At 28.6% G+C, this 13644-nt stretch carries 12 protein-coding genes; 4 read left to right on the forward strand and 8 right to left on the reverse strand.

The features are described 5' to 3' along the window. Nucleotides 1-70 precede the first annotated feature (70 nt). From I2E98_RS12060 to I2E98_RS12070, 3 genes are read left to right on the forward strand one after another with little or no spacing between them, the layout of a single operon-like run. Nucleotides 71-1429: a Mur ligase family protein gene (locus tag I2E98_RS12060; protein WP_195469145.1), complete on the forward strand. Its 1359-nt coding sequence runs from the start codon at nucleotides 71-73 to the stop codon at nucleotides 1427-1429. Nucleotides 1430-1443: 14 nt separating this feature from the next. Further along, nucleotides 1444-2169: a type 1 glutamine amidotransferase gene (locus I2E98_RS12065; RefSeq protein ID WP_195469146.1), complete on the forward strand. Its 726-nt coding sequence runs from the start codon at nucleotides 1444-1446 to the stop codon at nucleotides 2167-2169. Between the two features lie 44 nt (nucleotides 2170-2213). Beyond that, nucleotides 2214-3497 carry a D-alanyl-D-alanine carboxypeptidase family protein gene (locus tag I2E98_RS12070; RefSeq protein WP_195469147.1) on the forward strand — a complete coding sequence of 428 codons (1284 nt, stop codon included), beginning with the start codon at nucleotides 2214-2216 and terminating at the stop codon, nucleotides 3495-3497. 51 nt (nucleotides 3498-3548) lie between these two features. Here the strand turns inward: I2E98_RS12070 and I2E98_RS12075 are convergent, their stop codons facing one another. The 6 genes from I2E98_RS12075 to glsA form a co-directional block, all read right to left on the reverse strand. Further along, nucleotides 3549-4409 carry a 50S ribosomal protein L11 methyltransferase gene (locus tag I2E98_RS12075; RefSeq protein WP_195469148.1) on the reverse strand — a complete coding sequence of 287 codons (861 nt, stop codon included), beginning with the start codon at nucleotides 4407-4409 and terminating at the stop codon, nucleotides 3549-3551. Between the two features lie 15 nt (nucleotides 4410-4424). Further along, nucleotides 4425-5210 (reverse strand): flavin reductase family protein, encoded by a 786-nt coding sequence (locus I2E98_RS12080; protein ID WP_195469149.1) that lies wholly within the window; start codon nucleotides 5208-5210, stop codon nucleotides 4425-4427. Nucleotides 5211-5355: 145 nt separating this feature from the next. Next, nucleotides 5356-5898 (reverse strand): lytic transglycosylase domain-containing protein, encoded by a 543-nt coding sequence (locus tag I2E98_RS12085; protein ID WP_195469150.1) that lies wholly within the window; start codon nucleotides 5896-5898, stop codon nucleotides 5356-5358. A 24-nt stretch (nucleotides 5899-5922) separates the two neighbouring features. After that, nucleotides 5923-6519 carry a dephospho-CoA kinase gene (gene coaE / locus I2E98_RS12090; RefSeq protein ID WP_195469151.1) on the reverse strand — a complete coding sequence of 199 codons (597 nt, stop codon included), beginning with the start codon at nucleotides 6517-6519 and terminating at the stop codon, nucleotides 5923-5925. Between the two features lie 9 nt (nucleotides 6520-6528). After that, nucleotides 6529-9141: a DNA polymerase I gene (gene polA, locus I2E98_RS12095; protein WP_195469152.1), complete on the reverse strand. Its 2613-nt coding sequence runs from the start codon at nucleotides 9139-9141 to the stop codon at nucleotides 6529-6531. A gap of 67 nt (nucleotides 9142-9208) precedes the next feature. Continuing rightward, a complete protein-coding gene (gene glsA / locus I2E98_RS12100; protein WP_195469153.1) occupies nucleotides 9209-10129 on the reverse strand; it encodes a glutaminase A in 921 nt (306 codons plus the stop codon). A gap of 225 nt (nucleotides 10130-10354) precedes the next feature. On the opposite strand from glsA, the gene I2E98_RS12105 reads away from it, so the two are divergent. Then, on the forward strand, nucleotides 10355-11584 hold the full coding sequence (locus I2E98_RS12105; protein WP_195469154.1) for an aminopeptidase: 1230 nt from the start codon (nucleotides 10355-10357) through the stop codon (nucleotides 11582-11584). A gap of 157 nt (nucleotides 11585-11741) precedes the next feature. Here the strand turns inward: I2E98_RS12105 and I2E98_RS12110 are convergent, their stop codons facing one another. Together I2E98_RS12110 and I2E98_RS12115 are read right to left on the reverse strand one after the other, a co-directional pair. Further along, nucleotides 11742-11918: a small, acid-soluble spore protein, alpha/beta type gene (locus I2E98_RS12110; protein WP_195469155.1), complete on the reverse strand. Its 177-nt coding sequence runs from the start codon at nucleotides 11916-11918 to the stop codon at nucleotides 11742-11744. 146 nt (nucleotides 11919-12064) lie between these two features. Next, on the reverse strand, nucleotides 12065-13264 hold the full coding sequence (locus I2E98_RS12115) for an NADP-dependent isocitrate dehydrogenase (RefSeq protein WP_195469156.1): 1200 nt from the start codon (nucleotides 13262-13264) through the stop codon (nucleotides 12065-12067). Between the last annotated feature and the right edge of the window lie 380 nt (nucleotides 13265-13644).

A 13644-nucleotide genomic window follows, 5' to 3' on the forward strand; every position in this document is an offset into this window, starting at 1 on the left:
TTAATCTTTGCTATTAAAATGTTTATATTTCAATATTATTGTTAATAATGTAAATAAATTATTGTAGGTGGTGAAGGAAATTAGTATTAAGTCAATTCTAAGTATATTAGCAACAAAATTCACATTATTTCTTACTAAGACTATTTTAAAAGGTGGAACTACTTTCCCAGGGAGGGTGGCTTTAAAACTAGATGGCAATATATTAGCTACTGTTTCTAAGGGATATAAAGTAGTTTTGGTTACAGGAACTAATGGTAAAACTACTACTACAAGCATGATTTATAACATCATTAAAGAAAAAGGATATCCTGTTATAACTAATAATACAGGTGCAAATCTTTTCCCAGGTATAGTTACTACATTTGTAGAAAACTATAAATTTTTCAACAAAGATGAAAATAAATATGCAATTATTGAAGTAGACGAAGCAAATTTAAAATATATTACAAAATATATTACTCCTGAAATAATAACAGTAACTAATCTTTTCAGAGATCAGCTTGATAGATATGGGGAAGTATATACTACATTAACTAAAATTTTAGAAGGTATAACTCTTGTTCCTGAAAGTAAACTTGTTCTTAATGGAGATGAGTCTCTTCTTGGAAAGTTAGATGTTAAAAATGAATTAGTTTTCTATGGATTTAAAACTCCAATAAACGAAAATAAAACTATAGATGTAAATGCAGACTCAAAGTTCTGTAAGTTCTGCAAAACTCCTTATAGTTATAATTTTGTTACATATAATCATTTAGGGGATTACTACTGTACAGGCTGTGGTTACACTCATCCTAAAATAAAGTATGGTGTAGATGAAGTTTTAGAATTAACAGCTGAAAGCTCAACTGTTAAATTTGGAGATACTGAAATTTTTCTTGGACAATCTGGTGTTTATAATATCTATAATGCTCTTTGTGCTTATTCAATTGCAAAGGAACTTAATGTTGATGATAGTACAATAAAAAAATCTTTAGAAAGTCAAAGTTCTAGCTTTGGTAGACAAGAAATAATAAACATTGATGATAAAGAAGTTAAAATTATACTTGTTAAAAATCCAGCTGGATATAATCAAGCATTAGACACCTTATGCCTTAATAAAGATTCTTTCTCATGTGCATTCTTACTTAATGATAATTATGCAGATGGTAGAGACGTCTCTTGGATTTGGGATGTTAATTTTGAAAATTTAAAAGATGCAGATTTAGATGAAGTATATGTATCAGGACTTAGAGCCTTTGATATGGCAGTAAGACTTAAAACTGCAGGAATACCTTCTTCAAAGCTTATCATTGAAGAAGATTATGAAAATCTAACATCTAAAATTAGAGATGGTAAAAATAAAAAGCTATATATTTTAGCTACTTATACTGCAATGATAAACTATAGAAAGTATTTACACTCTAAAGGATATATTAAAAACCTTTGGTAATATAGGAGGAGCTTATGGAATTAAATATTTGTCACCTTTATCCAGATCTTTTAAATGTTTATGGCGATGTGGGTAATATATTAATTTTAAAGCATAGAGCTGAAGAACGTGGAATTAAAGTTAATATAATAAATGTTTCTTTAAATGATGAATTTAATGCTGATGATTATGATATTGTATTCTTCGGTGGTGGTCAAGACTATGAGCAATCAATAGTTTCTGCTGATTTAATGAATAATAAAAAAGAAGAATTATCTAGATATATTAATAATAGTAAAGTTTTAATAGCTATTTGTGGTGGTTATCAATTGCTTGGAAAATACTATACTGCTCCAAATGGTGAAAGAATTGAGGGGTTAGGTATATTAGATATATACACAGAAGCTGGTGATACTAGATTTATTGGAGATACTGTAATATATAATGAAGACTTCAATGAAACTTATGTTGGCTTTGAAAATCATTCTGGTAGAACTTATCTTAATGGCCTTAAACCATTAGGTAAATGCATACATGGATATGGAAATAATGGTTCTGATGGCTATGAAGGATGTATATATAAAAATACTTACTGCACTTATTTCCATGGTTCACTTTTAGCAAAAAACCCTGAACTTGCAGATAGATTTATTAAAATGGCACTTGAAATTAAATATTCAGAGGTGGCATTAGAAAAACTAGATGATAGCTTAGAACTAAAAGCTAAAGAAGTTATGATTACTAGATTAAATACTAAATAAAAAATTAAAAAATTATTTACTTATAAAGAAGGACGGGGAGATTTATGTCAAAAAAATTTTTTAGAGCACTAATGTTAGTTATTTGCTTAACTTTAGTAGCACCATTTTTTAATACAACTAAAGCATTTGCTGCTACTGAGCCTCAAATAATAGGGGCTTCTGCTATAACAATGGATATGGATACTGGTGAAATAATTTACTCTAAAAATGCGGATGTTCAACGTTCACCAGCTAGTACAACTAAACTATTAACATCTTTACTTTTTGCAGAAAATAAAAACAAGAGCGATATCATTTCTTATAGTGATGTATCTGCTGCTGTTACTGAAACTGCATTAACTAATTTTATAGGTAATACTGCTAAAGCTGGCGATACTTTAACTGCAGATGAAGTTATGAATGCTGTAATGGTATATTCAGCAAATGATGCTGCTGTAATGATGGCAGAATCTGTTGCTGGCTCTGTTGATGCCTTTTCTGAATTAATGAATGAGAAAGCTAAAGAGATTGGAGCTGTAAATAGCCATTTTGTTAGTCCAAACGGATTAGAAACAGATCCTAATAATCATAATGTAACTACTGCTTATGATTTAGCACTTATTGCTAGTGCAGCATATCAAAATGACTGGGTAAGAGAGGCTAGCGGATTAGCTAAAACTTCTGTTACATTAGATGGTAAAAAAATCTATATAGAAACAAGAGATAAAATTCTTGGTGTTGATGGTAATATTGGTGGTAAAACTGGTAATGAAACAAAAGCTGGACATTGTTTTGTAGGTTTCTATAATAGAAATGGTAGAAATTTAGTTACTGTAGTACTTGGATCTGAATACGGTGCAGATGGAATGAACGTATTTAACGATACTGAAGCTATTGCTAATTATAGTTATGATGCTGAAAAAACAACTTATAAATCAGCTGGTGATGAAATTTCAACTGTAGATTTAAGTTATAAGTTATTTAAATTCTTTGGACCTACTAAAACTATAACTGCTCCAGTAGTATTAAATCAAGATATTGAATACTACAAGAATGATTTTAATGATACAAATGCTACTCTTGAAGTTCCTTCTAATGAGTTAAATGCATGGAAAGTAGCTTCAAATAATAATGTTGATTTAGTTTTCACTGCTGGAAAATATAGTGAAACAGTTAAGGGATCAATCACTTTAAAAGTCGGTCAAATATTAAAAGCTAATATTGGAGTATATGTTCTTGCCTTATTAATAACAGTTTTAATAATTGTATTAATATTTGTTATAATCAAATTAATGATTAATTCAAAGAGACGTAGAAGAAATAGAAGAAGTAGATATTCTAGATACTAAAAAAATGCTATGCAAATTTAAAATTTGCATAGCATTTTTTGCATTAAAATATTAATTAAATACTGCAGTAACCCATTCATTAGTTTGATGTCTGCTTACAAGTTTAAATCCATAACTCTCCACATTTTCTTTTACTTCATCAAAGCTCCATTCTACAAGCCCTGAAACTAATATATCTCCATTAGGGTTTAAATGTTCTTTTATATATTTCATAAACATTTTAGTTTCTTCTCCACCAATGTTTATAAATATCCAATCAAAGTTCTTATTAACTAAATTGCTATTCTCTAATATATCTCCAACAACAACTTCTATATTACTTAAGTTATTTAATGATGCATTTAGCATAACTTCATCTTCTACATCTCTTATGTCAACTGCTACTACTTCTGAAGCACCTGCTATTGCTGAAGCTATAGAAAGTATTCCTGATCCTGTTCCAATATCTAATACTGTCTTTTCTTTCATATCTAATTTATTTAAAATCAACTTTAATATATCTTGAGTTGTTTCGTGTAATCCAGTCCCAAAAGCTCCTTGTGAAATGAAGTTAATTTTTGTTTTCCCTTCAAACTCTTCATCTGGACTTGCTATAACATATTTATCATCTAAATGTATTGCTGGGAAATCATATGTAGTATAATCATAATTATTTTCTTCAATATTTATGTAATCCATTTTTAGAATATCTTTTAAGTTATCCTTAAACTCATCTAATCCTTCTTTTTCACCCTCAAAAGCAACCTTAAGAATTATTTCTTCATCCTCTTTCTCTAAATATCCATATCCATAATTATCAGTTGTTATTTCTAATGGATTTTCATAAAAAACATTATATATATCGTTTATAGCTAAAAGTTCAATTGTAGCATCTAATTTTTCATATGGTAATTTATAAGAAATTATAAACATAAAATCAACCTCTCTTTATCTAGCTTTATTTGCTTTTTTCTTTACAGCTTTAGCACTTTTCTTTGAACTAAAGTTTTTCTTACCTTTATTTTTGTTACTCTTTTTATTTTTAACGTCTTTTTTAGTAAATTTCTCTTCTTTACTAACATTAGATTTTTCCTTAATTTTTTTCTTGCTATTTAGACTAATTTCTTTCTTTGTATTTTCCTTTTTACCTTTCTCTTTCACTACTGGATTTTTAGCTACTGAATACCCAAACTTACCTAAAGCTTTAGTATCCATTTTAAAATACTCACCATGACAATATGTAATTAAATTAGCTTCTTCAAAGTGTATTTTTCCTTTTTCATCAATTAAATCTTTATCTATGTGAGAGCCAACTACATCTGCAATAAATAAATCATGAGTTCCAAGAGGAATTATACTTTTTACCTTACACTCAATAGAAATCGGGCATTCATCTATATATGAAACATCCACATTAGTTCCCTCTCTCATTGTAAAGTTCATTTCTTTTATCTTATCAAACTTTCTTCCTGGTCTTACTCCACAATAATCAACTGCTTTTGTCATATCTATACTTGGTAAATTAACTGTAAATTCCATAGTTTCTTTTATATATTCATAAGATAATCTCTCAGGTCTTATGGATATTGACAACATAGGTGGTTTAGTACATACTGTTCCAATCCATCCTACAGTAAAAACATTTTCTTTTCCTTCTTTATTTTTAGATGTTATTAAAACAACTGGTACCGGATTTAAAACCACGCTACCTTTAAACTCTACCTTTTCCTTCATATTATTTCACACCTTTTCAAAATTGTCTTAACGATTATAACACAATTACGTATAAATTGCGACGCAATTTATACAGTGACAAGTGGCAAGTTAGGTAACTTGCCAAACTTGTCACTGAAAAAAAGAAGCCTCTTTAGGCTTCCTTTTACTCATAAAGAAATTTATAAATATTATATCGTGTACTAACCTTATCAACATACTTTTTCGTTTCTTTAAAAGGAATGTATGTTAAGTTTTCTCCATCACTTGAATACTCCGGATCATTAAGCCATTTTGTTACATTACCACTTCCACCATTATAAGCTGCTAATGCTAAACTTAAATCGCCAAACTCCTTTAGCAAGTTATTTAAATACCAACATCCAAATTCAATATTAATTTCAGGCTCATAAAGCATATTAGTATTAAAATTATCAATTTCTAACTTGCTGGCAATCCATTCTCCAGTGGAATCCATAATCTGCATTAAGCCTTTAGCTCCCTTACTAGATTCAGCATCTTTATTGAAATTACTTTCTGTTTTTATAACTGCTAAAACTAAAAGTGGATCTAAATTATATTCATAACTATATTTATTTACTATTTCTTCATACTTATACGGATATAGATATTTTTTAATACTGTACTTTCCACCAACTAAAATCACAATGGCAACTACAAGCCATATTATAATTTTTTTAAACTTCATTCCCTCTCCCTACTTTGAAATAGATTAAATAGACTTTAAAAACTCTATTAGTAAGTCAACCTGCTCTTTAGTCTTAGCTAAAGTATCATTATTCTCTATAACTATATTAGAAAAATCTTTTTTCCTCTCTAAAGGCATTTGAGCATTAATTCTATTTATAGCCTCATCCCTTGATAATGTATCTCTTGATCTTACTCTTTGAATTTGCGTATTATTATCTACCCAAACTAAGATAACATAATCCATATCTTTATGCAAATCGTTCTCTATTAATGTAGGCGCATCTACAATAACAAAATCTGCTTTTTTCTTTTCCAATTTATCTATATTCTCATATATTTCTCTTTTTATATATGGTAATATTATCTCTTCATATTTTTTTCTTTGTTTAGGAAATCTGAATATATGGTTTCCAAATTCCTTTCTACGGAAGTCACCTCTCCAATCAAAAAATCCTGCTCCAAATCCAATTTTAACTTTTTCTAATATTTCTGGATATTTAACAAGTACCTCTCTAGCTATTACATCTGCATCTATTATATTAAATCCAGCTTCCTTTAACATAAATGATACGGTACTTTTTCCTGACCCTATCCCTCCTGTTAATCCTATTTTAATCATATTTACCCCCTATTTTGCATCATACCATGTATTACCTATATTTGTATCAACTTCTAATGTAACTGACATCTTTAGTACATTTTCCATCTCTTCTTTTACTAATGCTTTAACAACTTCTAATTCATTTTCTTTAACATTTAAAATAAGTTCATCGTGTACTTGAAGAATTATTTCACTATTTAAATTTTCTTTCTTTAATCTATTATAAACCTTAACCATAGCAAGTTTAATAATATCTGCTGCACTTCCTTGAATTGGTGCATTCATTGCAAGTCTTTCTCCAAGAGCTTTTACTATCTTATTTGAAGATTTTATTTCTGGTATAAATCTTCTTCTATTTAATACTGTTAAAACATAACCTTTTTCTTTTGCCTCTTCTTTAACACTTTCTAAATATCCTTTTATTTTTGGATATCTATCAAAGTAAATCTCCATATATTCTGAAGCTTCTTTTTTAGTTATCTTTAAGTCTTGAGAAAGACTAAAGTCACTTATTCCATATACTATTCCAAAGTTAACAGCCTTTGCTCTACTTCTCATAAGAGATGTAACTTCATCAACTGGAACTTTAAACACTTCTGATGCAGTTTTAGTATGAATATCACTATGGTGATTAAATGCATCTATCATATTCTTATCATCTGACATATGTGCAAGTACTCTAAGCTCTATTTGAGAGTAGTCACAAGATAATAATACATCTGTACTTTCCTTTGGTATAAATACTTTTCTTATCTCTCTACCCATTTCATATTTAACAGGTATATTTTGAAGATTTGGCTCTGTACTTGATAATCTACCTGTTGTAGTAACAGTTTGATTAAAGCTTGAATGAATAGCTCCATCTTCATCTATAACGTTCTTAAGTCCTTCTACATATGTAGAGTTAAGCTTTGTTATTTGTCTATAGTAAATAATTTTTTCTATAACAGGATGTTTATCCATTAGTTTTTCTAATACTTCTGCATTAGTTGAATATCCTGTTTTAGTCTTTTTAACTACTGGTAAATCTAATTTTTCAAAAAGAATTTTTCCTAACTGCTTTGGTGAACTTATGTTAAACTCCTCTTCACAAAGCTCATATATTTCTTTTTCTGTTGTAGATATTTCTTCTTTAAATTTAACAGCAAGTTCATCAAGTTTTTCTCTATTCACCTTAAATCCTATAGCTTCCATACTTGATAAAATAGATATAAGTGGATGCTCAACTTCATAATAAAGTTCATCCATTCCTTCTTTATTTATTCTTTCTTTTAAATATTCATAAAGCTCTTTCATATTTGAAATAGCATTACAAATTAATTCTTCATTTTCTCCTTTAACTTCCTTCATTAAATATTCATTAATTAAAGTTTCTAAAGGATAATTGCTTTTAGCAGAATCTATAAGATAAGCAGCTACTACAGTATCAAATATGAATTCCTTTATTTCTATATTCATTTTATTTAATATAGTTACTAAATTTTTACCATCATGTATTACCTTAGCTATTTTTTCATTTTCCATGAAGCTCTTTAATGTATTTATAGCCTCAGTTGGATTTTCCATAGTTATTATTTTAAAATCAATTAAGCTAACTTTCTCTCCATAGTTTAGATATAATTTATCTAATTCAATTTTAGAATAAAGATTAGCGTTAGATGTACTATATGCTATAAAAGCAATATTTTCTTTTTCTTTTAAAGCTTCTTTAAAACCATCTACTGTATTTACTTCATTGATCTCTACTTTTGCTACCTCTTCTTCCTCTTCAACATCTTCACCAGGTAGTTTTGATAATAAAGATTTCATTTGAAGTTTAAAGAATAATTTTTTAAGCTCTTCTCTATTATAGTTTTCTTGACTCTTAATATCTTCTAAGTCAAATTCTATAGGAACTTCTGTCATAATTGTAGCAAGCTTTTTACTGAAAATTGCTTGTTCACTATAAGTCTCTAAGTTTTCTTTAAGTTTCTTACCACTTATTTCATCAATATGTGAAAGTACTCCTTCCATGGAACCATAAGTAGAAATAAGCTTAAATGCTGTCTTCTCACCTACCCCTGGTACTCCTGGAATATTATCTGACTTATCTCCCATAAGCCCTTTTACATCTATATATTGAGTTGGTGTAACACCAAATTCAGCTTCAAAAGCTTCTCTATTATATACAGCTGTTTCTGTAACACCTTTTTTAGTAATAACTACTTTAATATTGTCAGTAGCAAGTTGAAGAGCATCTCTATCTCCTGTTACTATGAAAACTTCAATTCCATTACTTTCAGCAAACTTAGCTAATGTTCCTATTATATCATCTGCCTCAAATCCATCTATTTCATAAATATTAATTGCTAATAAGTTAAGTACTTCTTTAATAAGTGGAAATTGTTCTGCTAATTCTGGAGGCATCTTTTTTCTACCAGCTTTATAATCTTCATATTCTTTATGTCTAAATGTTGGAGCCTTTCTATCAAAAGCTGCAACTATGTAATCTGGCTTTATTTCTTCCTTCATTTTAAATAGCATATTTGTAAATCCATAAACTGCATTAGTATGAATTCCTTCACTATTTGTTAATGGTGGTATTGCATAAAATGCTCTATTAAGTAAACTGTTTGAATCTAAAATCAGTAATCTTTCCATTCTTTCCTCCAGTATTTTTCTTTATATATTTTTTAAACTATTATTTAGTAATTATAACATATTTACATTAAAATATACTAAGTTCTAATTCTTCTGATAAATCTTTTAATATATGTATTCCACCAATACTATTTCCTTTATCATCTAAAGCTGGACCATATATGCCTATTCCAAATCTTCTAGGAACTGTGGCAATTATTCCTCCTCCAACTCCCGATTTTGCTGGAACCCCAACATGTACTGCAAATTCTCCTGATGCATCGTACATACCACAAGTAACCATTATTGTTTTAACTATTCTACATACTTCTCTTGAAACTAAAACTTCATCATTCCAAGGTGCTACTCCATCGTTTGCAATTACTGCTGAAAACATTGCCAAATCCTTAGCTGTAGCTTCAATTGAACATTGTTTAAAGTAAAGATCTAATATTTCTTCTACATTTCCTTCTAATATATTAGAGCTTTTCATAAAGTAAGCTAAAGATCTGTTTCTATCTCCTGTAGCTTTTTCGCTTTCATATATTTCTCTATTTATATCTATTGTAGGATTATTAGTTGCTCTTCTTAAAAAGTTTAGTATTCTTTGTAATTTATGCTCTTCATTTTCACCAAAAATAAGGGATGTTGTTACTATAGCTCCAGCATTAATCATTGGATTATATGGTCTATCCTGATTTCTTATTTCTAAGTTTACTATACTATTAAATCCCATTCCTGTTGGCTCAACATTTACTTTTTTAAATACGTTTTCTCTACCGTTATCATTAAGTGCAATTATTAAACTAACAACCTTTGAAATACTTTGAATAGTGAATTTAACATCGCTTTCTCCAGCCCAGTATTGTTCATTATTTTTTATATCATATACACACAGTCCTAAGTCTTCGCTATTTGCTTTTAAAAGAGCTGGTATATATGATGCAAGTTTACCATCTTGTGTATATTTTTTATTTTTTTCTACTAAGTTAATTAATAAATTTTTCATTGGCTTTCTTCCTTTTCATATTATATGTGTAGTAATAATTATAGTTATTTTTGTGCCTTCTTACAAGTTTATTACCCTATTAAAAATATAAATTATAACCTTTTTTATAAAAAATAATAAATAACATAATTAATACAAATAATTAAAGTATATATATTAAACTTATTTAATTGACCTAATTATGTGGTATAATTTACTATAATAAACAATATAGGAGGGCTATATATGGATAAAAATTTATTAAAAAAATATGCTAAATTAGCTGTAAATACAGGCGTTAATATTCAAAAAGATAATATATTAGTTATTACTTCACCAATTGAAACTGCAGAATTTGCTAGACTTATTGCAGAAGAAGCTTATAAAGCAGGTGCTAAAGATGTAGTTGTACATTATGGTGATCAACAACTAACTAAAATAAAATTAGAAAATAGTTCTTTAGAAACTATTGCTGACTATCCAGCTTGGATGGCTGAAGGATATAATTATTATGCCAGACAAGGAGCTTGCTTTATTTCAATAGCTGCAAGTGATCCTGATGGATTAAAAGGAGTTTCAGTTGACAAAATAGGTACATCTCAAAAAGCCAGAACTACAGCTTTAAAGGAATACTACGATAACTCTATGTCTAATAAATGTCGTTGGTGTGTATTATCAGTTCCTACACTTTCATGGGCTAAAAAAGTATTCCCTAATGCAAGTGATGAAGAAGCTATGGAATCTTTATGGGATGTAATATTTAAAACAGTAAGAGTTGATACTGAAAATCCAGTAACTGCTTGGGAGAAACATAATGCTTACTTAGAAGAAAAAATTAAATTTATGAATGACAATAACTTTAAAAGCGTACATTTAAAATCTTCAAATGGAACTGACTTAAATATTGAACTTCCAGAAGGTCATATTTGGGCTGGAGGTTCTGAAGGAGATGTTAAAGGAATACCTTTTAATGCAAATATGCCAACTGAAGAAGTATTTACTTTACCTAAGAAAACTGGAGTTAATGGGGTAGTTTACTCTTCTAAGCCATTAAGCTACGGTGGAAATTTAATAGATAATTTCTCTATTACTTTTAAAGATGGTAAAGCTGTAGATTTTACTGCTGAAACTGGTTATGATGTATTAAAGCAAATGCTTGATAGTGATGAAGGTGCTAGATACCTAGGAGAAGTTGCTTTTGTTCCTTATGACTCACCTATTTCTAATTCAAAATTAATATTCTTTAATACATTATTTGATGAAAATGCAGCTTGTCATTTAGCTTTTGGTAGAGCTTATGAATCTTGTGTAAAAGATGCAGATAAATATTCAGAAGAAGAGCTAGAAAAAATAGGTGTTAATAACTCAGTTATTCATGTTGACTTTATGATTGGAACTAGTGATCTTGAAATTACCGGAATTAATAAAAGCGGAGAAACTGTTCAAATTTTCTCTAATGGAAACTGGGCATTTTAAAAATAAAAACTAACTGGATTGGTATATAATTTTTATATTAAATCCATAATTTAATATATTAAGCGAAAGGAGTGTTTCTTGCTAAACACTCCTTTTTTACTATTCACTATGTATTTTTAAAGTTTAATATTATCACTACCAAAATTTAATTACTATACTACTGACCTATTTTTTGAGCACTATCTGGCCTTGGTTGATCCTTACCTAATTTTCTTGATTCTTTAGAGTATCCAACTTCATTGGCAGTTTCTACTCTCATTTTTTGTAATTCAGATCTAGTCTTTTGACTTGACTTTTTATTATCCTTTGAATTTTTATTATTCTTATGTGACATTTTTCTTCCCTCCTTTGCTACTTTTACGCTTATTTTATGCTTTCCATAACAAATTATGCTTTCAACTTTAATCCAATATATGGTTGTGCCTCCGGGGTTAATCCAAATATTGGATTAACCCCGGAGGCGTAACCATTTTCTGTATTTTATTGTAATCTATTTCTTATTTCTTTAATAAATTCATATGTGTTAACAGTTTTAACTTCTTTTAAATCAGTAAGCATTGCTAAGTCTTTAGTCATTACTCCATCTTCAATTGTTTGTAATGATGCTTTTTCTAATCTATTAGCAAAAGAAACTAAATCTTCATTTCCATCTAATTCTCCTCTTTTTCTTAGTGCACCTGTCCATGCAAAAATAGTGGCCATTGAATTAGTTGAAGTTTCTTCACCTTTTAAGTGTTTATAATAATGTCTTTGTACTGTTCCATGGGCTGCTTCATATTCATAATATCCCTCAGGTGATACTAAAACAGAGGTCATCATTGCAAGAGATCCAAAGGCTGTTGCAACCATATCACTCATAACATCTCCATCATAATTTTTACAAGCCCAAATAAATCCACCTTTAGATTTAATAACTCTTGCAACTGCATCATCAATTAATGTATAAAAATATTCAATATTAGCTTCTTTGAATTTTTCTTTATATTCTTCCTCAAATATTTCATTAAAAATATCTTTGAAAGTATGATCATATTTTTTAGAAATAGTATCCTTAGATGCAAACCATATATCTTGCTTCGTATCTAATGCAAAATTAAAACAACTTCTAGCAAAACTAGATATTGATTTATTAGTATTGTGCATTCCCATTACTACTCCACTATCCTTAAATTCATGAATAGTTTCTCTACTTTCTTTTCCTTCTTCATCAGTAAAAACTAATTCTGCTTTTCCTTTTCCTTCAATTTTCATTTCAACATTTTTATAAATATCCCCATAAGCATGTCTAGCTATTGTAATTGGTGCTTCCCATGTTCTAACAAAAGGCTTTATTGAACTAACAGTAATAGGTGCTCTAAAAACTGTTCCATCCAAAATTGCTCTTATAGTTCCATTAGGACTTTTCCACATTTCTTTTAAATTATATTCTTTTATTCTATCTGCATTTGGAGTTATCGTAGCACATTTTACTCCTACTCCATACTTCTTTATAGCTTCTGCAGCTTCAACTGTTACCTTGTCATCAGTCTCATTTCTGTATTCTATCCCCAAGTCATAATATTCAGTTTTTAAATCGATAAAAGGATTTAGTAACTCCTCTTTTATCATACTCCAAATAACTCTAGTCATTTCATCTCCATCCATTTCAACTAATGGAGTGGTCATTTTAATTTTTTCCATAAATATAGCCCCCTTTTTACTATTTATTTACATCAATAATAATTGTACCATATATTTCTAGTAATTCAAAGAGGTTATGATAGAATATATTTAAAATCCTGCATTTTTATGTATTTAATACATATTAAAGTAAAATTATATAATAATTTATGAATTATTAATATTTTTTCTTGCATTTTATGTGTAATTAATATTTAAGAAAAGATTTATTATATACAAAAATCTCAATTGCCATTTTTCACATATTTATCATTTTAATATTTCAACAATATACTTTATTAATTTTTTTATAATTAAGTGTACAATAAATATCCACCAGCTAAGCTGGTGGTTTTTCATGAGCCCTATAAGGGCAAATTACTAGCTTGCGTCTTAAGACG

Source organism: Clostridium sp. D43t1_170807_H7, from assembly GCF_015555905.1.
GTDB lineage: Bacteria > Bacillota > Clostridia > Clostridiales > Clostridiaceae > Clostridium.